Source organism: Stenotrophomonas nitritireducens, from assembly GCF_001431425.1.
GTDB lineage: Bacteria > Pseudomonadota > Gammaproteobacteria > Xanthomonadales > Xanthomonadaceae > Stenotrophomonas > Stenotrophomonas nitritireducens.
In genome coordinates this window covers 120,097-145,696 of the sequence record NZ_LDJG01000002.1, presented here as the reverse complement: position 1 = coordinate 145,696, position 25,600 = coordinate 120,097, and the positions used below count along the sequence as shown (strand labels likewise).

Here is a 25,600-nt window from a genome sequence, read left to right as displayed (position 1 = left end):
CCCGGCGGAACCGGGCTGTCTGCATAACTTGTACCGCTGGCCGTCAGCCCGAAATCGCCAGCTTCTCCTGCCGGTAGCGCCACACCGCCACCGCCCACAACAGCACCGCAAGCAACAGCGACGCCGCCAGGTAGACGCCCCACTGCTCGGCGCCCGGCATCTCGCCGCGGGTCACCTTCACCAGCATCTGGTTCTGCGACAAGAACGGCACCGCGTACTGCCACAGCTGGGTGTCCTTCAGCGGATAGGCCATCAGCGCGTAGCCGGGCATCATCGCCAGCATCATCAGCCAGACGATATGGCTCTGCGCCTCCTTCATGCTGCGGGCGCCCGCCGCCAGGCAGGTCAGCAGCGCGGTGCCGATCAGCACCAGCGGCAGCAGCACCAGCAGCAGCTTGCCCATCGCCATGAAGCTGACATCCAGCGAGCCGGCCATGCCGCGGCCGATGCTGGCGCTGAACTTGAACGACAGCAGGATCAGCAGGATCGCCGTCAGTCCGACCGCCGCCGAGGCCAGCATCTTGCCGCTGACCAGGGCGCCACGCGAAGCCGGGGTGGCCAGCAGCGGCTCCAGCGACTGCCGCTCGCGCTCGCCGGCGGTGGTGTCCATGACCAGGTGCGAGCCGCCGATGAAGGCGAACATCATCAGCAGCATCGGCAGGATGACGGACAGGAAGATGCCGCGCTTGGCCTCGGCGGTGGCCAGGTCGCGCGTGCCCACGCTCACCGGCGCGGCCACCATCGGATTGACGCCGCGCGCCAGCAGCCGCAACGCGCCCACCGACTGGCCGTAGGCCATCAGCACCTTGCGCACGCGCGCCACCTGCACATCGCTGGTGCGGCGCGTGGTGTCGGCCACGACCTCGACCTTGGCCGGCTTGCCGGCGTGCCAGTCGTCGGCGAAGTCGGGGGCGATCACCAGCGCCACGTCCTCGCGCTGGGCGCGGATGCGGGCCTCGTAATCGTCCGGCGCCTCGCTGGCGGTGATGCCGTGGCTGGCCAGGAACGCCACCAGGTTGGGCGCGCGCTCCATGCCCACCACCGGCAGGGTCATGTCCTTCTCCAGCTGGTTCTCCACGCGCAGGTTGCTGAGCTTGTCGATGCCCAGGAACAGCAGCGGGTACAGCAGCGGCGCGATGAACAGGGTCAGGAAGAAGGTGCGGCGGTCGCGGGCGAAGTCGCGCAGCTCCTTGCGCATCACCGTGAACATGCTGCCAATGAATCCGGTCTTGTTCATGCGTGCAGGCCCTCCTCGCTGCCGATCAGCTTGACGAACGCGTCTTCCAGGTTGGTTTCGCCGGCGTGATCGCGCAGTTCGTCGGGCGTGCCCTGCGCCACCACGCGGCCGTGCGCGACGATGACGATGCGGTCACACAGTGCCGCCACCTCCTGCATGATGTGGCTGGAGAAGATCACGCAGCGGCCTTCGGCGCGCAGTTCCTTGAGGAAGCCGCGCAGGCCGCGCGTGGTCATCACGTCCAGGCCGTTGGTCGGTTCGTCGAGGATCACGTTCTTCGGGTCGTGCACCAGCGCGCGGGCAATGGCGGTCTTGGTGCGCTGGCCCTGGCTGAAGCCTTCGGTCGGGCGGTCGAGGAAATCCTCCATCTGCAGCGCCGCGGCCAGGCGGCCGATGCGCGCGGCGATGGTCGCCGCGTCCATGCCGTGCAGCTGGCCGAAGTACTCGATATTCTCGCGCGCGGTCAGGCGCTTGTACACGCCGCGCGCATCGGGCAGCACGCCCAGGCTGCGGCGCACCGTGTTCGGGTCGACCGCGGCGTCCACGCCGTCCACCACGACCTTGCCGGTCTCCGGCGTCATCAGCGTGTAGAGCATGCGCAGCGTGGTGGTCTTGCCGGCGCCGTTGGGGCCGAGCAGGCCGGTGATCTGGCCGTCGTGGGCGGTGAAGCCCACCTCGTCCACGGCGATCACCGGCGTCTTGTCCTTGCCCTTGCCGGGGAAGGTCTTGCGGAGTCGTTCTGCAACGATCATGGAAGCGGATCCTTGAGTGATGCGTGGACGGTCACGGTTCCCAGCCATTGAAGCTGGTGAACGGCACGTAGTTCAGTTTTTCCAGGCAGGCGCCGTCGAGCGCGGCGGCATCGGCCTTGTCGACGAACTGGGCGAACAGCTTGGGCATGCAGCCGGCGCCGATCACCGCGTGGCCCTGGCCGCGCAGCACGAACAGGCGGCCCTTGGACAGGCCCTTGACCACGTCCTCGCCATAGCGCGGCGGCGTGACCGGGTCGAACTCGCCTTCCAGCACCAGCGCCGGCACCGCGCCGGACAACGCCGTGTGGAAGTCGGCCGGCACCTGGCCCTTCGGCCATGCCCTGCACATCGCCGCCAGCCCCTCGGCCATGCGGTTGCCGAGCACGGTGCCTTCGTCCCCGCTGCGCGCGACCATGCCTTCCTCGTCTTCGCTGCAGATCACCGACAGCTGCATGCCCATGGCCATGGCGTCCTTCATGTCGCCCTGCATCATCCGCGCCAGCGCCATCAGGTCGCCGTAGCGGCCGTTGCGCGCCTCGTGGATCAGCTTGGGCAGCAGCGCCGCGGCCTGCGGCATGTAGGCGTACATGCGCACCAGGCCGGCGACGGTTTCGGCGCGCAGCACGTCCTCGCGTTCCTCGCCGGTGCTGGCGTCGCGGTAGCGCACCGTCACCGGGTTGGCGCGCAGCGTGGCCAGCAGCGCGTCCAGTTCGGCGCGCGGGTCGCCCAGCGCCGCCTTGCAGGCGGCGTTGCCGGTGCATTGGGCGAACTGCAGCGCCAGCGCGTCGTCCAGGTTGCGGGCGAAGATGCTGCCCAGCCGCAGGGTGTTGGGCACCACCGAATCGAGCACGATGCTGCGCGTGCTGGACGGGTGGCGCATGGCGTACTGCTGCGCCACGCGGGTGCCGTAGCTGACGCCGACCAGGTTGACCTGCGCCGCGCCGATGGCCTCGCGCACGGCTTCCAGATCGGCCACCGCATCGGTGGTGGTGTAGTGGCGCAGGTCGGCCTTCTTCGACAGGGTCGCCGCGCAGGCGGCGGCGCTGGCCTGCATCGCCTCGACGCTGGCGTCGTCTTCCTCCGGCGCCTCGCAGGACAGCAGGTTGGATCGGCCGGTACCGCGCTGGTCGACCAGGATCACGTTGCGGTGCTTGCGCACGTCGGCGAATGCGGCATCGACCATCGGGTAGCTGTCCACCGCGGACTGGCCGGGGCCGCCGGCGAGGAAGAACACCGGATCGGGCTGCACGTCTTCCGGCTTGTCCGGTACCAGCAGCGCGATGTTCAGCGCGATCCTGCGGCCCTGCGGATTGGCGCGGTCCTCGGGAACCTCGAAGGTCGCGCACTGCGCTTCCAGGCTGTCGCGGCTGGCCGGCGAATCCAGGCTGCAGGGCTGGAACGCCAGCCGGCCCAGCATCAACGGCCTGGCCGGCGCGTCGGCGACGGGAGGCGATGCCTTGTCGGCCTTGGCCTCGTCGGGTGCGGGCTTGAACGCGCGGTAGCCGAGCACGGCGATGAGCGCGGCTACCGCCAGGAGGGTACGGGTCTTGCGGGACATCATCGGAACGGCCCCTTGTGGTTGATGGAACGGATATCTGGATCTGTCAGCCCATGACGCGGCTGGCAGCGTTATGTGACATCAGGAAAGAAGATGTCCTCGATCCTGGCATCGAACAGGCGGGCGATGCGGAACGCCAACGGCAGGCTGGGATCGTACTTGCCGGTCTCCAGCGCGTTGACGGTCTGCCGGGAGACCTCAAGCCGTTCGGCCAGCTCTCCTTGCGACCAGCCATTGGTTTCGCGCAGTTCGCGCAGGCGGTTGTTCATCGATAACGCCGCGCGACCACGAACTTTGCCAGCCCGTACACCGCGCACACCAGCGGGAACACCATCAGCATCACCGTGCTGGCACGCAGGTCGACCACCTTGGCCGATTGCAGGAAACCACCGGTCAGGTACAACAGCGACACCAGCGCGGTGGCGATGCTGACCGCCTGCAGTTCGATGCGCTGCTGCATTTCGTCCACTTCACGGACGTAGCGCACCATCGCACCGATCACCAGCGCCACCGGCGGCACCGGCAACAGCGCCAGCAGCACGCGCAACGGCAATGACTCCACGTAGCGCAGCATCCATACCGAAGCGAACACCGCGAGCAGATAACCGCCCATCGCGGCGAAGAACCGGCGCATGTAGCGCTGGCGCACCGCCAGCGGCGCGCAGTCCTCGGCCCTCGGGCGGATGCCATCGGCCACCGCCAGAGCGATCAATACGCCGCTGACGGCGATGAGCAGGCCACTGACGGTATTCCCCAGCGGCGACGGCCATGCCTGCCTGATCTGCACGGCGGCAAGCCCGGCCACGCCCGCCAGCACCACCAGGACGCAGCGGGACGCGGCTTTCACGCCCCCGTACTCCGCTTCGAGGCACGCGCCAGACCACCGATGCCCAGGCCGAAGAAGATCAGGCCGACGCCGGTGAAGGCGCTCTGTCCGGAAATCCCGAGGGCAAGAAAGGCCGTACCGATGCCGATGAAGCCGGCGCCGGTGCCGGCGCACACTTTGCTGTTCATTGCGCACATGTCCTTGTCAAGGAAGCTTGACAGGAGGATGTACGAGCCGAAGACCGCTGTCAAGCGTGCTTTACAGGACCTGTCCCGGCGGCGGTATGCAGGGGGCGCCGGGGTCCTGGCCCCGGCCTGCGGCGCGATGGCCTCAGGCCACTGCCGCCGGTTCCACACCCAGGTCGCAGACGACGCGGTTGCGGCCGGCGGCCTTGGCCCGGTACAGCGCCGCATCGGCCCGCGCCAGCAGGCGCTCCAGGCCAGGCGTGGCATCGGCGACGGCCACCCCGATGCTGGTGGTGATGACGATCGCCCCGCCGTCCCGGTCCAGCGGGCTGGCTTCCAGCGCCGCGCGCAGGCGCTCGGCCAGCGCCATCGCCTGTTCCATGCCCGCGCCGGGCACCAGCAGCACGAATTCCTCGCCGCCGTAGCGGCCGAGCAGCCAGTCGCGGCCGCGCAGGTTGCGCTGCAGGGCACGCGCGGTGTGGTGCAGCACCTCGTCGCCGGCCTGGTGGCCACGGGTGTCGTTGATCCGCTTGAAGTGATCCAGGTCCAGCAGCATCGCAGCGAACGGCTGCCGCAGGCGCAGGCTCTGCTCCAGCTGCTGTTCGCCGTCGCCCATCAGGGCGGTGCGGTTGAGCAGGCCGGTCAGGCCGTCGCGGCGCGCCAGCCGGCGCAGGTCCACCATCTGCCGCTCGACGATCAGCAGCACCAGGGCGAAGGTGTGGCCCAGCATCACGAACATGCCGCCGATGTAGGTGACGCTCATCGGCAGGCCGGCGCGCAGGATGTCGCCGCCGGCCCCCGGCGCCACCGGGATCAGCGCCCGCGCCAGGAACAGCGCCGCGTCCAGCAGGAACACCACGGCCGCCAGCCGGCAGCTGCGGCGCACGTCGGCCGGGGCATGGCGCAGCAGCAGCCAGGCCTCCCAGGTCTTCCAGATGATGATCAGCACGCTGTACAGCGCCAGGCGGATGCCCAGGTCGGGCCTGGCCGTGCTGAACCAGACGATGGCCAGCAGGTAGCCGCCGGCCAGTGCGAGTGCCGGGCGTACCGGCGCGCGCCGGCCGACGTGCAGGGCCACGCCGAACAGCATCAGCATGCTGCCCAGTACGGCGAACGCGTTGCGCACCAGGATGGCCGCCGGTTCCGGCAGCGGCACCGGCAGGCTGACCATCACCGTGCTCACCGCGCCGGCCCACAGGCTCGCCGCCCACAGCCGCGGCACCGGCTGGCCGCGCATCACCAGCAGGATCAGCGAAAAGCCGACCGCCACGCCGATATTGAGCAGCAGGCCGATGATGGCGATGGTGGGGAAGTCCAGCGAAGCCAAGCCCGGGAGTCCTTGCGTCCAGCGGTGCCGCCACGCACGGGGCACCTGGCGGAATCATGCCGCATGCGGGGGCGGCCGCGCAGCCCCGCCTACTTGCTGCTGACGTACTTCTCGCGGCGCACCTGCGGCACCGGCAGGCCGGCGGCCTTCAGCGCCTCGAAGCAGGCGTCGACCATGACCGGATTGCCGCACAGGTAGGCGATGTCGCGCGCCGGGTCCGGGACCAGCTCGGCCAGTTGCTGCTGCACGTAGCCGCTGCGCACGTCCGGGTGCGGGTCGGCCGGCAGTTCGCGCGACAGGCAGGGCATGTAGCGGAAACCGGGGTTGGCCGCGGCGAAGGCGCGGAAGTCGTCGGCGTACAGCAGCTCGGCCGGGGTACGTGCGCCCTGCAGCAGCACCACCTCGACGCCACGCTCCTGCATGGCCCTGGCCAGCAGCGGCAGCATCGAACGGTACGGGGTGACGCCGGTGCCGGTGGCGATCAGCAGGTAACGGCCATTGCGGTCGCCCGGCTGCAGGCAGAAGCGCCCGAACGGGCCGCTGCCGGTGACGTGCTGGCCGATCTCCAGCCCCTCGAACAGCGCGGTGGCGGCGCCGCCGGGCACGAAGCTGACCGCGATCTCCACTGCGTCGCCCGGGCCGAGCACGTGGTCGTGGATGGTCGCCAGCGAATAGCTGCGCTTGGTGGCGGTGCCGTCGGCGTACTCGAAATGCACCTGGATGAACTGCCCTGGCTGGAAATCCAGCGGCTGGCCGTCGTCGCGGATGAACTGGTAGTGGCCGACGGTGGGCGCCAGCATGCGGCGACCGGCCAGTCTGAGGGGGAATTGTGCAGGCACGAGCAACAGTGTGTAACCGGGCCGGGGCCGCGGGGGCACCTATAATACCGGCTCGCACTCATCCGGCGCCGTCTCCCCGGCGCGAAGGCCCCGAGCTTGGACTCCCGAACCTCTCCCGTCGCGCCCGCGCTGCGCGTGCATGACCTCCGCAAGACCTACGACAACGGCGTGCAGGCGCTCAAGGGCGTCTCGCTGGAAGTCGCCCCCGGCGATTTCTTCGCCCTGCTCGGCCCCAACGGCGCCGGCAAGTCCACCCTGATCGGCATCGTGTCCTCGCTGGTGAACCTGAGCGAAGGCCAGGTGCAGGTGTTCGGCACCGACCTGGTGGCCGAGCGCAGCGCGACCATGCGCCTGATCGGGCTGGTGCCGCAGGAAATCAACTTCAACCTGTTCGAGAAGCCCTTCGACATTCTGGTCAACTACGCCGGCTTCTACGGCATCCCGCGCGCCGAGGCCGAGGTCCGCGCCGAAGAGGAGCTCAAGCGCGCGCACCTGTGGAACAAGGCGCAGATGATGAGCCGCACGCTGTCCGGCGGCATGAAGCGGCGGCTGATGATCGCCCGCGCGATGATGACCCGCCCGCGCCTGCTGATCCTGGACGAGCCCACCGCCGGCGTGGACATCGAGATCCGCCGCGACATGTGGAAGACGCTGCAGGAGATCAACGCCGCCGGCACCACGATCATCCTCACCACGCATTACCTGGAAGAAGCCGAGCAGCTGTGCCGCAACCTGGCCATCATCAACCATGGCCGCATCGTCGAGCAGGGGCCGATGCGCGGCCTGCTGGCCAAGCTCGACGTGGAGGGCTTCGTGCTCGACATCGACGGCGAGCTGCCCGCGCAGCTGCCGCACATCGAGGGCGCGCAGCTGGCCGCGGTCGACGCGCACACCCTGGACCTGGACATGCCGCGGGCGATGGACCTGAACCGCGTGTTCGACACGCTGGGCGCCGCCGGCATCCGCGTGCGCTCGATGCGCACCAAGAGCAACCGCCTGGAGGAGCTGTTCGTGCGCCTCACCGGCAACCTGGAGAACACCGCCGCATGAGCACCCCCGCGCCCGTGGCCAACGCCCCCATGACCGACCGCGCCCGCAACTGGGTGGCGCTGGGCACCATCGTCCGCCGCGAGATCAACCGCATCCTGCGCATCTGGGGCCAGACCCTGGTGCCGCCGGCCATCACCATGACCCTGTACTTCCTGATCTTCGGCGGCCTGATCGGCTCGAAGATCGGCGACATGGGCGGCTACAGCTACATGCAGTTCATCGTGCCGGGCCTGGTGATGATGAGCGTCATCCAGAACAGCTACGGCAACATCAGCTCCTCGTTCTTCGGCGCCAAGTTCGGCCGCCATATCGAGGAGCTGCTGGTCAGCCCGATGCCGAACTGGGTGATCCTCGGCGGCTACGTCGCCGGCGCGGTGCTGCGCGGGCTGATGGTCGGCGCCATCGTGCTGCTGATCGCGATGTTCTTCACCCGCGTGCACATCCCGCATCCGCTGGTCACCCTGACCACGGTGCTGCTGGGCTCGACGATCTTCTCGCTGGCCGGCTTCATCAACGCGGTGTACGCCAAGAAGTTCGACGACGTCGCCATCGTGCCGACCTTCATCCTGACCCCGCTGACCTACCTGGGCGGCGTGTTCTATTCGGTCACCCTGCTGCCGGCGTGGGCGCAGGCGCTGACCAAGGCCAACCCGATCTTCTACATGGTCAACGCGTTCCGCTACGGCCTGCTGGGCACCAGCGACGTGACGCCGTGGGTGTCCTACGCGCTGATGCTGGGCTTCGTCGCCGCGCTCACCGCGCTGTCGCTGTGGCTGCTGCGGCGCGGCGTGGGGCTGCGCAGCTGACCGCGTTGCGCGCCCTGCCCAAATCCTTTCCTTGAGCAATGCCGGAGCCTGCGACATGCGCATCCTGATCCTCGGAGCCGGCGGTACCGGCGGTTATTTCGGCGGCCGGCTGGCCCAGGCCGGCAGCGACGTCACCTTCCTGGTGCGTCCGGCGCGCGCCGCGCAGCTGCAGCGCGACGGGCTGGTGATCCGCAGCCCGCTAGGCGACGCCGCGTTCCCGGTCGCGCACGTCACCGCCGATGCCCTGCCGGCGCTGGCGCAGGAACGGCCGTTCGACCTGGTGGTCCTCAGCTGCAAGGCCTACGACCTGGACAGCTCGATCGAGGCGATCGCGCCGGCGGTCGGCGCCGGCACCACGGTGCTGCCGATCCTCAACGGCCTGCGCCACTATGCCGCGCTGGATGCGCGCTTCGGCCGCGACGCGGTGCTCGGCGGGTTGTGCTTCATCAGCGCGACCAAGGCCGGCGACGGCGCCGTCGTGCATCTGGACAAGCCCGCTCGCCTCACCTTCGGCGAGCGCGAGGGCGGCACCGGCAGCGCGCGGGTCACCGCGCTCGCGGCCGCCTGCGCGGCGGCGGGCATCGATCATGTCGCCTCGCCCGACATCGTCGGCGAGCAGTGGATCAAGTACACCTTCCTGACCGCGCTGGCGGCCGGCACCTGCCTGATGCGCGCCGATATCGGCGGCATCGTCGCCACCGACCACGGCACCGCGTTCATGCGCGCGCTGTACGACGAATGCCTGGCCGTGGCCGCGCACGCCGGCCAGCCGATACCGGCGAAAGCGCAGGAGATCGCCCTGGCCGCGCTGACCCGGGCCGGCTCGCCGATCAAGGCCTCGATGCTGCGCGACCTGGAGGCGGGGCAGCGCGTGGAAGCGGCGCACATCGTCGGCGACATGCTCGACCGCGCCCTGGCCGCCGGGCAATCCGCGCCCCTGCTGCAGAGCGCGTACTGCCACCTTCAGGCCTACGAAGCGCAGCAGCCCGCATGACCACCACCGGCACCCTGCCGCGGCGGGTGCTGATCCTCGGCCTCGGCCATGCCGGGCGCACGCTGGCGTTGCGCCTGGAGTCCCTCGGCGTCGCCGTGGAGGGCAGCGTGCGCGATCCCGCCGTCGCGCCCGATGACGGCCTCGTGCGTCACCGCCTGCATGCCGGCCACGCCCCCGATGCGGCGCTGCTTGCCGCCGTCGCACGCGCCGACGCGGTGCTGGGCAGCGTGCCGCCCGATGTCGACGGCGATCCCGCGCTGCGCCTGCTCGCCCCCGCCCTGCAGGCCAGCTCCGCATTGCGCTGGGTCGGCTACCTGTCCTCGACCGCCGTGTACGGCGACCGCGACGGTGGCTGGATCGACGAGCATTCCCGCGCCGACGCCACCGGCACCACCGCCACGCAACGCCTGCTCGCCGAAGCGCAGTGGCGCGCGCTCGCCCACGGACGCGGCATCGACTCGGCCGTGTTCCGCCTGCCCGGCCTGTACGGGCGCGGCCGCAATGCGCTGGTGCGGCTGGCCCGGGGCAACGCGCGCCACATCGTGCGGCCCGGCCTGGTCTTCAACCGGCTGCATGTCGAAGACCTCGCCGAGGCGCTGATCGCCGCGATGCGGCGGCCGTCGCGCGATGCCCTGTATCTGCCTGCCGACGACGAACCGGCGCCGCCACAGGACGTGCTGGCCTGCGCCGCGCGGCTGGGCGGTTTCACGATGCCGCCGGCGCAGGCCTGGGACGATCCGGCACTCGATCCGGCGCTGCGCCGCTTCCACGCGAGCAACAAGCGCATCGACAGCCGCGGCACGCGCGAGGCGCTGCAATGGCAGCCGCGCTTCCGCACCTACCGCGAAGGACTGGCCGACGCCTGGGCCGCGGGCGACGGCATTGCCCTCCCCCGCTAGCGACATGCTTCCCCAGAGCAGGTAACGCACGCAGCACGGTGGCGAAACATGTCCCCGTGATGCTCGCCCCTTCCCCGTTCAAGGAGAAACACGCGTGCGCAGGCACGGGAAGGCATGGGGATACGGCATGGCGGCGCTGCTGCTGGCCGGATGCAGCGCGGCGCCCGACAGCGGCGATGCACCCGCCGGCCGCGGCAACGGCGCAGGATGCCGGCGCCCTCCACCACCGCGACGACAAGCCGGTGGCCGACAACGCCGAAGAGGACGGCCGCGCCCGCAACCGCCGGGTGGAACCGGTCAAGCGCTGATCGCGCACCGGGCGGGCCGTCTCCGCGGGGAGCCGGCCCATCCCCGTCAGGCAGGCGCCGCCTCGCGCCGTTCGCGGCGCCGGTGCACCCAGTAGTACAGCGCCGGCAGCACCACCAGGGTCAACAACATCGCCGAGATCAGGCCGCCGATCACCACCACCGCCAGCGGCTTCTGGGTTTCGGCGCCGATGGCGTGCGACGTCGCCATCGGCAGCAGGCCGAACATCGCCAGCAATGCGGTCATCAGCACCGTGCGCAGCCGCTGCAGCGACCCCTGCACCACCGATTCGTACAGCGGCAGGCCCTGCTCGCGCAGCTGGCCGAAGCGGCTGAGCATCACCACCCCGTTCAGTACCGCCTGCCCGAACAGGGCGATGAAGCCGATCGCCGCCGACACCGACAGCGGGATGCCGGTCAGCAGCAGCGCCAGGATGCCGCCGATCATCGCGAACGGCACGTTGGCCAGGATCAGTCCGGCGCTGGTGACGTCCTTGAACGCATCGAACAGCAGCACGAAGATGATCAGCACCGACAGCGGCACTACCCAGGCCAGGCGCCGCATCGCGCGCTGCTGGTTCTCGAACTCGCCCGACCAGCTGACGCCGTAGCCCGGCGGCAGCCGCAGCGACGCGTCCACGCGCTGGCGCATGTCGGCCACCACGCTGCCCATGTCGCGGCCGGCGATGAAGACGCTGATCGCCTTGACCCGCTGGCCGTTGTCGCGGGAAATGTTGATCGCGCCGCTGGCCATGCCGAAGTCGGCCACGTCGCCCAGGGTGACGGTGCGGCCCTGACCGATGTCCACCGGCACCTGCTTGAGCCGCTGCAGCTCGCGGTCGCCGTCGGCCAGGCGCAGGGTCACCGGGAAGCGCCGCTCGCCCTGCCACAGCTCGCCGACCTCGCGCCCGCCCAGTGCGGTTTCGATCACCTCGTCGATGGCCTTTACGCTCAGCCCGTAGCGCGCCGCGCGCTCGCGATCGATGTCGATGTGCAGCTGCGGCAGGCTGCCGTCGCGGTCGATGAAGGCGCTCTCCACGCCCTCCACGTCGCGCACCTGCGCCAGCACCTGCTGGGCCTGGGCATTGAGCTGGTCCAGGTCGTCGCCGCTGATCTTGATGACGATCTGCCCCTTGATCTGGGAGATGCTCTCCAGGATGTTGTCGCGCACCGGCTGCGAGATCGAGAACTCCGGCCCGGGGATACGCTGCTCCAGGGTACGCTGCATGCGCGCCACCAGCTGCGCCTTGTTCAATCCGCTGCGCCACTCCTTCTCCGGCCTGAGCGCGACCAGCGCCTCGATCTGGTTGGCGCCCTTGGCGTCGGAACCGTCTTCCGGGCGGCCCAGTTTGGCGACCACGGTGGATACCTCCGGCATCTGCCCGACCAGTTCGCGGATGCGCCGCGACTGGGCCTGCGCCTCGCTCAGGCTGGTGCTGGGGTCGAGCGTGGCGGTCAGCCAGATCGAGCCCTCGTCCAGTTCCGGCAGGAACTCGCTGCCCAGCCGCGTGCCCAGCGCCAGGGTCACCGCCAGGATCGCCAGCGCACTCAGCGCCACCGTCTTCGGCTGCGCCAGCGCGCGCTCCAGCACCGGCCGGTACCAACCGCTCAGGCGCCGCATCAACGGGTTGTCCGCGCGCGGCGGCTTGCCGCGCCCCAGCCACCAGTAGCACAGCAGCGGCACCACGGTCAGCGCCAGGATCAGCGCGCCGATCAGGGCCGAGGTCACCGAATAGGCCATCGGCGCGAACATGCGCCCTTCGTGGCGCTGCAGGGTGAAGATAGGGATGTGCGCGGCGATGATGATCAGCATCGAGAAGAAGGTCGGCCGCCCGACCTCGCGCGTGGCCGACAGCACCGTATCGAGCTTGCTGCGGCGGTCGCTGCCGGGCGGCAGCAGCGCCAGCCTGGCCACGATGTGCTCGGTGACGATCACCGCGCCGTCGATGATGATGCCGAAGTCCATCGCGCCCAGCGACAGCAGGTTGGCCGGCACGCCCCACAACCGCAGGCCGAGGAAGGTGGACAGCAGCGCCAGCGGCATCATCGCCGCCACGATCAGCGCCGCGCGCGGGTTGTACAGGAACAGCCACAGCACCAGGAACACCAGCACCGCGCCTTCGACCAGGTTGCCGAACACGGTGCGCAGCGTGGTCGATACCAGCCACGAGCGGTCGTAGAACGGCTCGATGCTCACGCCGGCGGGCAGTTGGTTCTTCTCGATCTGGGCGATGCGTTCGTGCAGCGCGTCCAGCACCCGGGAAGGGTTCTCGCCCTTGCGCATCAGCACCATGCCGAACACAGCGTCGTCGTTGCCATCGTGGCCGACCAGGCCCTGCCGCGGCAGGCCGGTATCGGCGACGGTGGCCAGGTCGCGCACCAGGACCGGCGCGCCATCGCGCTCGGCCACGACGATGCGGCCGATGTCCTCGGGCGACCCGAGCAGGCCGACGCCGCGGATCAGGTATTGCTGCTGGCCTTTCTCCACATAGCCGCCGCCGGCGTTGGAGCTGCCTTCCTGCAGCGCCTTGGCGAAGTCCTCCAGGCTCACGCCACGGTCGCGCAGGCGGTCCAGGTCCGGCTGCACCTGGAAGGCGCGCAGCCAGCCGCCGAAGCCGATCACGTCGGCCACGCCGGGTACGGTGCGCAGCTGCCGCGCCATCACCCATTCCTGCAGCGTGCGCAGCTCGGTCGGGCTCATGTGTTCGCCGCGCAGCACGTAGCGGTAGATCTCGCCCACCGCCGAGCTCATCGGCTCGATGCCCGGATGCACGCCTTCGGGCAGGTCCACGTCCTGCAGCCGCTCGAGCACCTGCGCGCGGGCGAAGTAGTCATCCGCGCCATCGTCGAAGGTGAGGATCACCATCGACAGCCCGAACTGCGTGTGCGAGAACACCCTGACCGAATGCGGGATGCCCGACAGCGCCACTTCCAGCGGCATGGTGACTTCGCGCTCGACCTCCTCGGCGGCGCGGCCGGGATACAGCGAGACCACCGTGACCTGGGTGTCGGACACGTCCGGGAACGCTTCCACCGGCAGTTCGCGGAAGGCCACCAGCGCCGCGCCGATGAACAGCACCAGCGCCAGCATCACCATCACCGGCTGGCGCAGGCACCAGGAAACCAGGCGGTCGATCATGGCGATGCCTGCGCGCTGCCGTGCGGGGCCGCCTGCGGCTGGTCGAGCAGTTGCTGCAGCAGCAGCCCGCCATCGACCACCACCCGCTGTCCCGCCTGCAGGCCCTCGCGCACCCAGGCGCGGCCGCCGCCGATGTCCTCGCCGACCACCGGCTGGCGGCGGTAGCGGCCCTTGCCTTCATCGACGAACACCACCTGGCGGTTGTCGATCAGCAGCACGCCCGCCACCGGCACCGCCACGCCCTGCGCCAGCGGCAACGACAACGTGGCGCGCAGGTACTGCCCGGCCTTGAAACGGCGCGCAGCGTTATCCACCTCGGCGCGCGCATGGACCACGCGGGTCTCGCTGTCCACGTAGTCGGCCACGTGCTGCAGCGGCACGTGCAGCGCCTGCCCGGCACCGTCGTCGATGGCCACCTGCAGACCCGCATGGACCTGCGCGGCCAGATGCTCGGGCAGGTCCAGCAGCAGCCACAGGTGTCCCGGGTCGCTGACCACCGCCAGCGGCCGTTCGCTCTCGGCCGACACGCTCATGCCGGGGCTGATGTTGCGCTCGACCAGCACGCCGTCGACCGGCGAGCGCAGCGGCAGGCGCTGGTCGATGCGCCCGCCGTTGCCCAGCGCCCGCGCCAGCGTGCTGGAGCGCGCGTGCTCGGCGCGGCTGGCGGCGAAGGCCGCTTCGGCCTCGTCGAGCTCGCGGCCCGAGGCGATGCCCGCCTCATGCAGTTCACGCACCCGCGTCAGCTCATGCTGCGCCTGGCGCAGTTCGGCCTGCCCGCGCGCGCCCTCGGCCTGCAGCTGGCCGAACTCGGGCGAGGTGATCCAGGCCAGCGTCTGCCCGGCGCGGACCGCCTGGCCCGGCGCCGCCACCAGCTGCGCGACCTGCCCCGCCATCGGCGCGCGCAGGTAGCTGGTGCGGGTGTCGTCCCATGCCAGTCGCGCCGGCACCTGCACCTGGCTGGCCGTCACCGCTTCGGCGGCGGCGCTGCGCAGCACCTGCAGCTGCGGGCTGTCGGCGGCGAAGCGGATGCTGTCCTTCTCCACCTGCGGCGCGCCGGGCGCGGCACCTTCTTCTTCATGGCCGCAGGCGCCGAGCGCGAGCGCCAGCAGCAGCGGACCGAGGCGGCCGCAGCGCGCCGGGAGGGAAAAGACCTTGCGACTCATCGGATCAGGTTCCTTGCGGAGAGGGGAGCGCGACCAGCGCCTGCCAGCGCGCCAGGGCCACGGCGTGTTCCAGCAGCGCCTGCACGCGCTCCTGTTCGGCTTCGCGCCAGGTGCGGCGCGCATCGAGCAGATCGGTCAGGCTGGCGGCGCCGCGCCGGTACGCCAGCTCCATGCCATCGAGCGCCTGGCGCGCGGCCGGGGCGATACGCTGTTCGTAGTGCCGAAGGCGGGTGCCGGCCGCCTCCAGCTGGCCGCCGGCCTGGCGCAGTTGCGCGCGCGCCAGCTGGCCGCTGCGCTGCTGCTCGAGCACGGCCGCGTCGTAGTCGGCCTCGGCGCGCAGGATCTGGCCGCGGTAGTGGTCCGGACCGGCCAGCGGCACGCTGACCGAGAAGCCCCAGGTGACGCCGCCGATGTCGGTCGGCTCGCGCTCCATTTCCACGCCCAGCTGCACGTCGCGGTGACGCTGGCTGCGCGCCAACCTGCGCTCGGCGTCGGCCGCGTGCACGCGCGCGGCGGCGGCCTGCAGATCGGCGCGCAGGGCCGGGTCGAAGTCCTGCGGCAGTTCCGCCGCCACGCCGGACTGCGGCCACGGGTCGTCGGCCTGCAGCTGCTCCGGCGGCTGCGTGCTGCCGATCAGCAATGCCAACCCGGTCTGCGCGTCGAGCAGTTCCTGCCGCGCCTGCCGCGCTTCGGCCTCGGCCTTCATGTCCTCCACCGCCAGGCGGTTGCGCTCGATCGGCGCGATCGCACCGGTGGCAAGCTGGCGCTCGGCCGCGGCCAGCGCGCGCGCCGAGCCTGCGCGGTTGTCGTCGGCCATCTGCAGCGACTGCTGCGCGGCCTTCAGGCCGAAGTACGCTTCATGCAGGGCGAACACCTGCTCGCGCTGCTGGTCGAGCAGGTCCAGCCGCGCCGCCTCGCCACGCGCCTGCGCGCCATCCACGCGCAGGTGGCGCTTGCCGCCGCGCTCCCAGGTCCAGCCCAGGCCAAGCGTGCTGTCCACGCGCTTGTCCTTCCAGGGACCGGCGCCGATGCCCTGCTGGCGGCTGATCTTGCTGCTGCCCATGCTCAGTTCCGCCGGCGGCCGGCGCGCGGCATCGAACAGATCGCCCTGCGCGCCGCGCAGCTCGATGCGCGCGGCGAGGATGTCGGGGTTTTTCTCGCGCAGGGCGGCTTCGGCCTGCGCCAGGGTCATGGCGTCGGCGATGCACGGCAGCGTCAGCAGCGACAGGAACAGCAGGGGCTTGGCATTCATCGCCGGCACGATAAGGTGGCGAACTTGCGGGAAACTGACCAAAACCTTGCGCGAAACTTGCAATGCGTATCCTGCTGATCGAAGACGACCGTAGACTCGCCGAAGGCCTGTTGCGCGCGCTGGCGCAGGGCGGGCATGCGTGCGACCACCTGGACCGCGCGCAGCTCGTGCCGGCCGCGCTCGACGCGGTGGACTACGACCTGCTGATCCTCGACCTGGGCCTGCCCGATGGCGACGGACTGGACCTGCTGGCGCAGCTGCGCCGCACCGGGATGGACACGCCGGTGCTGATCCTCACCGCGCGCGATGGCGTGGAAGACCGCATCCGCGGGCTGGATTCGGGCGCCGACGACTACCTGCCCAAGCCCTTCGCGCTGGGCGAACTGGAAGCGCGGGTGCGCGCACTGGTGCGCCGGCGCGGCAATGGCGCGCAACTGCAGTGCATCGGCCGGCTGGTGTTCGATGCCGGCATCCGCGGCGCGCGCCTGGACGACGGCACGCCGCTGGAACTGACCGCGCGCGAGCTGGCGCTGATCGAGATCCTGATGCAGCAGCCCGGGCGCGTGGTGTCCAAGCAGCGCCTGTTCGACGCGGTCTACAACTGGGACGCCGACGCCAACCTGTCGGTGATCGAGGTCCACCTCAGCCGCCTGCGCCGCAAGCTGTCCGATGCCGGCGCCGGCGCCGGCATCCGCATGCTGCGCGGGCTGGGCTACCGGATCGAGGCCATGCCGTGACGCGAGCCCCGGCCAGCCTGCGCTCGCTGCTGCTGCGCCGGCTGTGGTTGCCGCTGCTGCTGCTGCTGCTGGCCAGCGCGGTGGCGTCCTTCGCACTGGCGCGGCACTACGCCGGCCAGGTCTACGACCGCTGGCTGTGGGACTCGGCGATGTCGCTGTCGCAGCTGCTGTACGTGCGCGACGGCAACGCCGGCATCGCCATGAGCGATGCCACCGCGCGCATGTTCCGCTGGGACACGGTGGACCGCGTCTACGGCCAGGTCGCCGACGACGGACGCCTCCTGTTCGGCGATCGGCCGGTGCCGGCGCCGGCCGTGCCCGGCAACGGCGAACCGCTGTACTACGACGCCTGGATCGACGGCGAAGCCGTGCGCGCGGTGCAGGTCGCCATCGCCCTGCCCGGCGCGCGGCGGCCGGTGCTTGTCCGCGTGGCGGAGACCCGGATCAAGCGGCACCGCCTGGAGCGGCGCCTGCTGCTGTCCAGCCTGCCACTGCAGGCCGTGGTGCTGCTGCTGGCGGCGGCGGCGCTGCGCTGGGGCACCGCGGCGGTGGTCGGCAACGTCAACCGCGCCACGCAGCGCCTGGCCGCGTTCGACGTGCAGCAGCTGCGGCCGCTGCCGCTGCACGGCGACAGCCCGCGCGAACTGCAGCCGGCGCTGGACGCCATCAACACCCTGATCGGGCGCCTGGTCGACGCGCAGCAACAGCAGCAGCGCTTCGTCGCCAATGCCGCGCACCAGCTGCGCACGCCGCTGGCGGCACTGCAGGTGCGACTGGAAAGCGCACTGCGCGAGACCGACGGCGACGCCCGCCGGGCCGCGCTCGACGCGGTGCTGGACGGCCTGACCCGGCTGCATCACCTCACCCACCAGATCCTGATGCTCAACCGCTCGGAGACAGCCGGCAGCGGCGCGCTGCGGCTGCGTCCGCTGGACCTGGCCGCGCTGTGCCGCGACGAACTGGAGCGCCATGCCGACCGCGCCATCGCCCAGGGCGCGGACCTGGGCTACGACGGCCCGGAACAGGGCGTGCCGGTCGAGGGCGAAGCCCAGCTGCTGCGCGAGATGATCGGCAACCTGCTCGACAACGCGCTGCGCTACGGCCGCCGCGACGGGCGGGTGACCCTGAGCCTGTCCGCCACGCCGCCGACCCTGCGCGTGGACGACGATGGCCCGGGCATTCCCGCCGGCGAACGCGCGCGCGTGCTGGAACGGTTCTACCGGCTGGACACCGACGGCGATGGCTGCGGGCTGGGCCTGTCCATCGTCAGCGAGATCGCCAACCTGCATGGCGCCCGCTTCGCGCTGGAGGCATCGCCGGAAGGCGGCGCGCGGGCGACGGTGGCATTTCCCGGCTCAGCCGGCTGACGCCGGCAGGCGGAAGAACTTGCGCGTGGTGGCAGTGGCGTTGGCCGCGGTCAGCGCCACGTCCTCGCCGCGGTCGCGCGCCAGTTCCTCGACGATGTGCGGCAGGAACGCCGGCTCGTTGCGGCGGTCCTTGGGCAGCGGCCGCAACGTGCGCGGCAGCAGGTAGGGCGCATCGGTCTCGATCATCAACCGCCCGGCCGGGATGTGCCTCACCAGTTCGCGCAGGTGCGCGCCGCGGCGCTCGTCGCACAGCCAGCCGGTGATGCCGATGTGCCAGTCGCGGTCCAGGTAGTCGAACAGCTCGCGACGCTCGGCGGTGAAGCAGTGCACCACCGCCGGGCCGAGCCGGCCGTCGAAGTTCTTCATCATCGCCAGGAAGTCGTCGTGCGCGTCGCGCTGGTGCAGGAACAGCGGCTTGCCCACGCCGTCGACGGCGAGGTCCGCGGCGATCTGCAGCTGGCGTTCGAACGCCCTGCGCTGCGCCGGGCGCGGCGAGAAATCACGATTGTAGTCCAGCCCGCATTCGCCCACCGCCACCACTTCCGGGTGCGCGTGCAGCGCGCGCATTTCCGCGTCGCATTCGTCGGTGTACTCGACCGCGTGGTGCGGATGCACGCCGGCGGTGGCGTACAGGAAGCCGGGATGTTGCCGCGCCAGTTCCAGTGCCATCGGCGAATGCTCGCGGCTGGCGCCGGTCACCACCATCTGCGCCACGCCGGCGGCACGCGCGCGCTCGAGCACCGCGTCCAGGTCGCGCACGAAGGATTCGTGGGTAAGGTTGGCGCCGATGTCGATCAGTTGCATGAAGCCGGGAATCGGAAATGGGAAGACGGGAATTGTACGAGCGGCGCGAGCGGCGACCAAACTGCACCGCCGAACCACCGGTGCGGCGCTGCCGGCAGGCTCCTCTCGCTTCCCGGCGGGGCTTGTCCAGGCCCGGGGATGATGCCATCTTGCTCCGCCATCCTGTTACGTTGCCGCCCGTTGCCCATGCCGATTTCGCTGGATCCCCTGCCTCGTCGCGCTGCAACGGTTGTCGCTACGGAGGGCGGGCTTTCGCCGATGTTCTACGCCGAGCTGAAGGTACTGGCTTCCCGCGCGATGCGCGGCGAGCGCGAGGGCCACACCCTGCAGACCACGGCACTGGTCAACGAAGCCTGTTTGCGGGTGCTGGGCCAGCAGCAACTGGACATGGCCAACCGCGCGCAGTTCCTGGGACTTGCCGCGCAGATGATGCGGCGGGTTCTGGTGGACATCGCACGCCGCAACGCAGCGGCCAAGCGCCCGCCACCGAACCGGCGCGTGGACATCGCGGAAATCGACGTGCCGGAAGCGCAGGCGGATTTGCTCGGCCTTGATGAAGCACTTGAACGCCTTGCCGGCCTCAGCCAACGGCAGGCGCAGGTGGTCGACCTGAAGTTCTTCGCCGGGCTGGAGCTGGAAGAAATCGCCGACGTACTCGGCGTGGCGCGCCCCACCGTCGTGCGCGACTGGCGCATGGCGCGGGCGTGGCTGCGGCGTGAGCTGGCCGATGCCTGAGGGCGTCGGCGACGAGCGTTACGCCCGCGCAACAGCCATCGCGCATGCGGTTCTGGAACGCGCACCGGAGGCGCGCGCCGCATATCTGGAGGCGCAATGCGGCGCCGATGCAGCCTTGCGGCGCGAGGTCGAATGGCTGGTTGCTGCCGCCGACGATACCGCGCTGGACGCCATTCCCCGCGTCGTCACTGCCGCCGCCGAGGCACTTGAAGCCGACCTTCACATCCATCCCACCGCGCCGGGCCGCTACCGGCTCGTCAAGCGCCTGGGCGAAGGCGGCATGGGCGTGGTGTGGCTGGCCGAACGCGAGGCTGGCGGCGCACGGCAGCGCGTGGCACTGAAGCGGCTGCATGCCGGTGCCGTTTCGCTGCATGCGCGCTTCGCGGAGGAACAGCGCATCCTCGCCAGCCTGAACCACTCCAACATCGCGCAGCTGGTCGACGCCGGCGTGGATGCCGAAGGCGAGCCGTTCCTTGCGATGGAATACGTCGAGGGGCAGCGCATCGACCGCTGGTGCGATGCCAGGGCGCTGGATCTTCGCGCACGCCTTGGCCTGTTCCTGAAAGTCTGCGCAGCAGTGTCGTATGCGCACGAGCGACTGGTCATCCATCGTGACCTCAAGCCCGCCAACATCCTCGTCGATGCACGTGGCGAGCCGAAGCTGCTGGATTTCGGCATCGCGCGCCTGCTCGATGCCGATGCGATGCTCGCCACGGCGACACAGGCGATGACGCCGGCCTATGCCAGCCCCGAACAGATCGACGGCAAACCGCTGGGAACGGCCTGCGACGTGTGGTCGTTGGGCGTGGTGCTGTACGAACTGCTGGCCGGCGTGCGCCCCTTCGCGCACCTGGATACCGACCACGCACGCGCCAGCGCCATCCTGTCCGGCGTCATCACCCCACCCAGCCAGCACCGCAGGCGCAGCGGCAAGGACGATGACGAACACGTCGCCGCACCGCGTGCGAAAGGGCTGCACATCCCCGCCGACATCGACGCCATCGTGCTCAAGGCACTGCGCCGCGAACCGGCGCAGCGTTATGCCTCCGTGCGTGAACTCGCCGCAGACGTGGAACACTTCCTCGGCGCGCGCCCGGTGCTGGCGCGGCGCGGGCAGTGGAGCTACCGCGCACAGCGTTTCGTGCAACGCAACCGCTGGCCGCTGGCGGTCGGTACGTCGCTGCTGGCGGTGGTGAGTGCGTTCACCTGGCGCACCGTGCTGGCCGAGCGCGAGGCGCGCCTCCAGGCGGAAGTGGCCGACCGCACCACCGAGTTCCTGGTGTCGGCCTTTTCACTGTCCGACCCGACCCAGGCCGAGCGCCATGATTTCAGCGCCCGTGACGTGCTGGACCGTGGCCGCAAGCAGGTGAACGAGGAACTGGCCGACCAGCCGCGCGTGCGTGCGCGCCTGCTGGAAGCCCTGGGCAACGCCTATTCCGGCATCAACGAGGGCGACGTTGGCGCGCCACTGCTGGAGGAGGCAGCGCAGCTGCATCTGCGCCCGACCGTGAACGACCCACTGGCCGCCGCGCGCAGCCTGCGCGCCAAGGCGGCGAGCATCCATTCCGTTATCGGCTCCAGCGAGGAGGCGGAAGACGCCGCCCGACGTGCATTCGACCTCGTGCGCCGCCACGGCAAAGGCGATGATTTGTTGCTTGCCGACGCCTACGAAACCCTGGCACAGGCAGCCGGTGAACTGGACGCCGCACAGCAGGCATTGGCGCTGCGCGAAGCCGGAAAGGCGGACCCGACGGCAATTGCACGGAGCTTGCGCGGCCTGTGCAGGCTCCATTCCGGCGGCGGCGACCACGCGCAGGCCCTGAACGATTGCGAGCGCGCGCGCCGGATGCTGGCCGATGCCAGTGCCGCACATACGCGCGACTACCTTGCGTTGCTCCAGCAGATACAGACCACGCTGGAATATCTCGGCGGCGACTACGACAGGGCATGGGCAGTCTCGCGCGAGCGCATCGCCTTGACCCGCGAATTGTTCGGCGAAGACAGCTCAACCCTGGCGAAACTACGTGTCTCGCTTTCCATGCCGCTGGCCGAACAGGGCCGCTTCGATGAGGCGGATGCGGCGCTGGCCAAGGGGGTACCGGTGCTGCTGCGCCTGCACGGTGCGCACAGCTTCCAGTATGCGCAGGCTGTTTTCCACACGGGTTGGCTCAGCTTCCAGCGTGGTCAGTTCGAAACCGCCGTGGTGCAACTGCGACAGGCCCGCGACCTCTACGAAACCCTCGTGGAGGGGCGCGACAAGAATCGCCTGCTGGTGTTGAGAACCACGCTGGCGCAGGCCCTCATCGAAGCCGGCCATGCCGATGCCGAGGCGCGTGGCCTGCTGGAAAGGGTCATTGCCGACCGCACTGCCGCACAGGACAGCGCGGTGGGGCTGGCCTATGCGCGCCTGCCGCTGGCGCGGTGGCATGTGGCGCACGGCGACTACGCAGAAGCGGACAAGCTGCTGGATCTGGTCGCATCGGCCGGTACAGGTGTCGAGCCGGAATTGCGCTCCCGCACCGCCGCCACGCGCGCGGCCATCGCGCATGCGCGTGGCGACATGGCAGGCGCGCTGGCACAGGCCCGTGCCGCCTATCAGATCACCCGCGACGACCAGGGCGCACGCAACCCGCGTACCGCCCGTTACGCCCTTGCCCATACGCGCGCCCTGCGCGACGCCGGCGACACCCGCGCCGCGCTGGCATTGGAACGCGAATACCGCCCCCGGCTGGAAGCGGCCTACCCGCTCGATTCGGCCTACCGTCGCCTGCTGAAGGAATGACGCGGCAGCCGGGCGCAATGGCATTGCACCCGGCTGCATCGCGACAGGTCGCTGCCGTCAGCGGACAACGCCCTCGCACGAGAACGTGGCGCGGGCGGTGAACAAATCCTGCAACAGCACCCTTTCCTGGGCACCGAACTCGCGTACCGGCGCGCCGAACCACGCCTGCACGCCCTGCGGGAACTGCTCGGTCGGGTCGCCCTGGTAGGCCCTGCGCAGGCGCGTATCCATCAGCTTGTAGCGACTATCGATGGAATGGGCCATTTCATGGATGACCTGATCGAAGCTGCGGTAGGCATTGTCCCCGGTGGCGGCGCGGCCTGCGGCGAAGTCCTCGTTGCGGGTCACGATGCCTTCCTTGCAGATCATCTGTTCCTCGATCCACAGGAAGTCATGCGATGCACCGCCCCGCAGCGCCGCCCGGCTCCTCGGGCCGTAGCCATCCGTCCACATCTGGCCCACCACCGGCAGGGCGGCCAGTTGCCGCTCGGTTTCGCCGTTGGTCATATAGACGCGGAATTCGTTGAACGAACTGCCGGGGAAGGCCGGCTTGAGCCGGGCAAACATCCCCGCGTACACGTTGGCAGCGGCGGTTATCGCCTGGTCGCTGACTTTCGGGGTGCCCATGATCTTGATGGTCGGGCTTGCCAACTGCACACACTTGCTCCATCCAGCCTCGGGCTTGCAGGCGCTCACGCCGGCCGGGCGCGAATCCACCCGGATCGGCTGCTCAAGGATGCCGTCGCTGGACCACAGGATGCCCCGGCTGGGCGAGACCAATTGCAGTGCGCCGCCATAGGACAGTTCCAGACGCGAGGCGGGGTCGGGGTTGGCGTTGAGCGCCTTCCAGATGATGTTGCCCTTTTCGCCAAGGCCCACAAGGTTGCCATCGCTGGACAGGCGGACACTGCGTATCTGCCTGAAGTCCACCGCAGGCAGCACGTTCAGGCCCCAGAGGAAGGCCTTTTTGCCCGCAGAAGCGACCACCAGGTTGCCACTGCGCTGGAAGGTCAGGAAGTGGCGTTTGGAAGGCGAAATGAACTCCACGTCCTGCGGGATGGTTTGCCCGGCAGTAAAAGGAAAACCCTTGCCCGCGACGCCTTCGGCAGCAGGTGCTGGCGCTGCCGGCGCGGGTGCCGGTTTGGGTGCAGGCGCAGGCGCCGTCGTCACCGGGGCAGCGCCAGGTGCCGAGAGTTTTCCGTCGCTGGACCACAGCACGCCACGTTGCGGGGAGACGATCTGGAGCGCACCGTTGGACTGCAACACCAGCCGGCTTCTACTGTCCGGATCCTTGCTCAGGGCCGACCAGAGATAGCCGCCCTTTGCGTCATAGGCCACCAGATTGCCGTCCGGCTGCCAGGCCACCCGGCCCACGAGCCGATGATCGATATTGGGCTGGGTGTCGAAGCCCCAGACGTAACCGCCATCGGCCTTTGCCACGACAAGATTGCCATCGGGGTTGAGGACGACGAAGTGGCTGCGCGTTTCGGACCAGTGTTTATGCCCGCGCACGAACTCGATGGGCTGCGCCCCTGTCTGCCAGGCGGCGACCTGCGCCAGCGCAGGCACGGGGGCCAGCAGCGCAGCGCCAAGGCCGACGGCCGTGAGCGATGCCCCGAAAAGGGCGTGCGCAAGCCGTGTGCGCATCGGCTTGATACGTGGAGATGGGAGTTCCATGGAGAGGTTCCTCAGGTTCGGAGCGAATGGAAGATGCCGTTACCGTGATGACGGCAATCGGTCACTCGACAAACGCGCAGGAAGGGGATGAAAAGGATCATCGGGTGAGTCCCTTTCACCCCCTGCAAACCGCTGGCACCACCGCTGTCAACGTCCCGGAGGAGGGCACCGGGAGTGCAGTCAGTCATCGGAAACGTGGTAGGGCTGCTCGTCGTCAGGGGAAACATCAAACGTGGCGAGCTGGCGCCCGACCGAATCAACGAATCGGAAAATATGGCCGGGGTAGGTCATTTCCCTGGTTTTTCCGTTCGCGGGAACCGTGCGAAGCATCCGGACCGTGCAGTCGAACCCGATCCACTGCATCCTGACCGGCTCATTCAGATGGTTGATGAACTCAACGTTGAACCGGCCTTCGGTTTTCGGCGAACAATTGCCTTCGGTATAGGGTTCACCTTCCTTGGCTATCCGTGCAATCAGAGCGTCATCCACGACGAAGGTCTGGGCATCGGCAGATGCCGTGAAGGTGCGCAGAACCTGATCGCCTTCGCCACGCGCCAGGAAAATGTGACCGGGGTGGGTGACGGCCTTTTCCCGTTGTCCAGGTGCCAATGACGGCCCGCCGCCTTCCGTGCAATCAAATTCCATCCAGTGGAAATTGACGGACTGGCTGGAGTTGTTGATGAACTCAACCGCCAGTTTTTCTGATGTTCTGGGTGAGCATAGTTTTCCGCCTTTACCGGCGTCTGCGACAGGCTCATGGGCGTTCGCGGCCGGTTCGTCAGTGTTCGCGGCAGGCGCATCGGCGTTCGCGGCAGATTCATCAGCGTTTGCGACCGGCTCATCGGCATTGGCGGCAAGCTCATTGGCGCTCGTGACAGGTACATCCGTGTTCGCAGCGGGTTGACAGGCCGGACATGCCAGCAGAACCGATAGCGCCAGCAAAGCGAAGGGGGATGTTGATGTCATACGCATGGGAGTGAGTCTCTTGGTGGAGGTGGGCAGGAGTGGGCTGCGCCCACTTCGGCCGTGCATCCCATCAACGCGCAGGAAGGGGATGGAAAGGATCATCGGAACGCGAATACCCCCGGCTGGAAGCGACCTGTTTCGCCCGGGAAGGTGGCGGAAACGACCATCCACGCCTGTCGTTGGCCTGCCGGGCGCGCATG

At 69.6% G+C, this 25,600-nt stretch carries 23 protein-coding genes; 9 read left to right on the top strand and 14 right to left on the bottom strand.

Going from position 1 to position 25,600, the window contains the following annotated elements; all coding sequences use genetic code 11:
* Nucleotides 1-43: 43 nt before the first annotated feature.
* The 8 genes from ABB22_RS01470 to ABB22_RS01435 form a co-directional block, all read right to left on the bottom strand.
* Entirely contained in the window at nt 44-1,237 is a 1,194-nt protein-coding gene (locus ABB22_RS01470) for an ABC transporter permease (RefSeq protein ID WP_055767022.1), read from the bottom strand.
* Entirely contained in the window at nt 1,234-1,989 is a 756-nt protein-coding gene (locus ABB22_RS01465) for an ABC transporter ATP-binding protein (RefSeq protein ID WP_055767025.1), read from the bottom strand. Before ABB22_RS01465 ends, ABB22_RS01470 begins: the two co-directional genes overlap by 4 nt.
* A 31-nt stretch (nt 1,990-2,020) precedes the next feature.
* Nucleotides 2,021-3,550 carry an alpha/beta fold hydrolase gene (locus ABB22_RS01460; RefSeq protein ID WP_055767028.1) on the bottom strand — a complete coding sequence of 510 codons (1,530 nt, stop codon included), beginning with the start codon at nt 3,548-3,550 and terminating at the stop codon, nt 2,021-2,023.
* 68 nt (nt 3,551-3,618) lie between these two features.
* On the bottom strand, nt 3,619-3,816 hold the full coding sequence (locus ABB22_RS01455; RefSeq protein WP_055767031.1) for a helix-turn-helix transcriptional regulator: 198 nt from the start codon (nt 3,814-3,816) through the stop codon (nt 3,619-3,621).
* On the bottom strand, nt 3,813-4,394 hold the full coding sequence (locus ABB22_RS01450; RefSeq protein WP_055767034.1) for a hypothetical protein: 582 nt from the start codon (nt 4,392-4,394) through the stop codon (nt 3,813-3,815). The genes ABB22_RS01455 and ABB22_RS01450 overlap by 4 nt, the downstream gene beginning before the upstream one ends.
* The gene (locus ABB22_RS01445) at nt 4,391-4,624 is read right to left on the bottom strand and encodes a hypothetical protein (RefSeq protein WP_055767037.1); all 234 of its coding nucleotides are present in this window, start codon (nt 4,622-4,624) and stop codon (nt 4,391-4,393) included. The genes ABB22_RS01450 and ABB22_RS01445 overlap by 4 nt, the downstream gene beginning before the upstream one ends.
* 79 nt (nt 4,625-4,703) lie before the next feature.
* Nucleotides 4,704-5,885, bottom strand: a complete 1,182-nt coding sequence (locus ABB22_RS01440) for a GGDEF domain-containing protein (RefSeq protein ID WP_055767040.1) — start codon at nt 5,883-5,885, stop codon at nt 4,704-4,706.
* Between the two features lie 89 nt (nt 5,886-5,974).
* The gene (locus ABB22_RS01435) at nt 5,975-6,685 is read right to left on the bottom strand and encodes an FAD-binding oxidoreductase (RefSeq protein ID WP_055767043.1); all 711 of its coding nucleotides are present in this window, start codon (nt 6,683-6,685) and stop codon (nt 5,975-5,977) included.
* Nucleotides 6,686-6,784: 99 nt separating this feature from the next.
* On the opposite strand from ABB22_RS01435, the gene ABB22_RS01430 reads away from it, so the two are divergent.
* The 5 genes from ABB22_RS01430 (at nt 6,785) to ABB22_RS18875 (ending at nt 10,781) form a co-directional block, all read left to right on the top strand.
* Complete coding sequence (locus ABB22_RS01430) at nt 6,785-7,774, top strand: ABC transporter ATP-binding protein (protein ID WP_425477763.1); 990 nt, start codon at nt 6,785-6,787, stop codon at nt 7,772-7,774.
* A complete protein-coding gene (locus tag ABB22_RS01425; protein WP_055767051.1) occupies nt 7,771-8,580 on the top strand; it encodes an ABC transporter permease in 810 nt (269 codons plus the stop codon). The genes ABB22_RS01430 and ABB22_RS01425 overlap by 4 nt, the downstream gene beginning before the upstream one ends.
* A 55-nt stretch (nt 8,581-8,635) precedes the next feature.
* Nucleotides 8,636-9,574, top strand: a complete 939-nt coding sequence (panE, locus tag ABB22_RS01420) for a 2-dehydropantoate 2-reductase (RefSeq protein ID WP_055767054.1) — start codon at nt 8,636-8,638, stop codon at nt 9,572-9,574.
* Nucleotides 9,571-10,473, top strand: a complete 903-nt coding sequence (locus ABB22_RS01415) for an NAD-dependent epimerase/dehydratase family protein (RefSeq protein WP_055767057.1) — start codon at nt 9,571-9,573, stop codon at nt 10,471-10,473. The genes panE and ABB22_RS01415 overlap by 4 nt, the downstream gene beginning before the upstream one ends.
* A 176-nt stretch (nt 10,474-10,649) precedes the next feature.
* Nucleotides 10,650-10,781 (top strand): hypothetical protein, encoded by a 132-nt coding sequence (locus ABB22_RS18875; protein WP_268768290.1) that lies wholly within the window; start codon nt 10,650-10,652, stop codon nt 10,779-10,781.
* Between the two features lie 46 nt (nt 10,782-10,827).
* On the opposite strand, the gene ABB22_RS01410 is transcribed toward ABB22_RS18875, so the two are convergent.
* The 3 genes from ABB22_RS01410 to ABB22_RS01400 are packed head-to-tail and all read right to left on the bottom strand — an operon-like array spanning nt 10,828 to nt 16,332.
* Complete coding sequence (locus tag ABB22_RS01410; RefSeq protein WP_055767059.1) at nt 10,828-13,917, bottom strand: efflux RND transporter permease subunit; 3,090 nt, start codon at nt 13,915-13,917, stop codon at nt 10,828-10,830.
* The gene (locus ABB22_RS01405) at nt 13,914-15,080 is read right to left on the bottom strand and encodes an efflux RND transporter periplasmic adaptor subunit (protein WP_055767064.1); all 1,167 of its coding nucleotides are present in this window, start codon (nt 15,078-15,080) and stop codon (nt 13,914-13,916) included. Before ABB22_RS01405 ends, ABB22_RS01410 begins: the two co-directional genes overlap by 4 nt.
* Nucleotides 15,081-15,084: 4 nt before the next feature.
* Nucleotides 15,085-16,332: a TolC family protein gene (locus ABB22_RS01400; RefSeq protein ID WP_055767067.1), complete on the bottom strand. Its 1,248-nt coding sequence runs from the start codon at nt 16,330-16,332 to the stop codon at nt 15,085-15,087.
* Nucleotides 16,333-16,394: 62 nt separating this feature from the next.
* Between ABB22_RS01400 and ABB22_RS01395 the strand changes: the two genes are divergently transcribed.
* Both ABB22_RS01395 and ABB22_RS01390 read left to right on the top strand, forming a co-directional pair.
* Nucleotides 16,395-17,069, top strand: a complete 675-nt coding sequence (locus ABB22_RS01395; protein ID WP_055767070.1) for a response regulator — start codon at nt 16,395-16,397, stop codon at nt 17,067-17,069.
* Nucleotides 17,066-18,436, top strand: coding sequence for a sensor histidine kinase (locus ABB22_RS01390; protein WP_055767073.1), 1,371 nt, complete (start codon nt 17,066-17,068; stop codon nt 18,434-18,436). Before ABB22_RS01395 ends, ABB22_RS01390 begins: the two co-directional genes overlap by 4 nt.
* On the opposite strand, the gene ABB22_RS01385 is transcribed toward ABB22_RS01390, so the two are convergent.
* A complete protein-coding gene (locus tag ABB22_RS01385) occupies nt 18,425-19,240 on the bottom strand; it encodes a TatD family hydrolase (RefSeq protein WP_055767076.1) in 816 nt (271 codons plus the stop codon). The two genes, ABB22_RS01390 and ABB22_RS01385, sit on opposite strands and share 12 nt — an antisense overlap.
* Before the next feature lie 258 nt (nt 19,241-19,498).
* Here ABB22_RS01385 and ABB22_RS18360 point away from each other — a divergent pair, with 258 nt between their 5' ends.
* Together ABB22_RS18360 and ABB22_RS01375 are read left to right on the top strand one after the other, a co-directional pair.
* Entirely contained in the window at nt 19,499-19,975 is a 477-nt protein-coding gene (locus ABB22_RS18360) for an ECF-type sigma factor (RefSeq protein ID WP_055767077.1), read from the top strand.
* Nucleotides 19,968-22,757, top strand: coding sequence for a serine/threonine-protein kinase (locus tag ABB22_RS01375; protein WP_055767081.1), 2,790 nt, complete (start codon nt 19,968-19,970; stop codon nt 22,755-22,757). The genes ABB22_RS18360 and ABB22_RS01375 overlap by 8 nt, the downstream gene beginning before the upstream one ends.
* 57 nt (nt 22,758-22,814) lie before the next feature.
* Here the strand turns inward: ABB22_RS01375 and ABB22_RS18495 are convergent, their stop codons facing one another.
* Together ABB22_RS18495 and ABB22_RS18015 are read right to left on the bottom strand one after the other, a co-directional pair.
* Entirely contained in the window at nt 22,815-24,434 is a 1,620-nt protein-coding gene (locus ABB22_RS18495; RefSeq protein ID WP_152983984.1) for a hypothetical protein, read from the bottom strand.
* A 180-nt stretch (nt 24,435-24,614) separates the two neighbouring features.
* Nucleotides 24,615-25,502: a hypothetical protein gene (locus ABB22_RS18015; RefSeq protein WP_152983983.1), complete on the bottom strand. Its 888-nt coding sequence runs from the start codon at nt 25,500-25,502 to the stop codon at nt 24,615-24,617.
* Between the last annotated feature and the right edge of the window lie 98 nt (nt 25,503-25,600).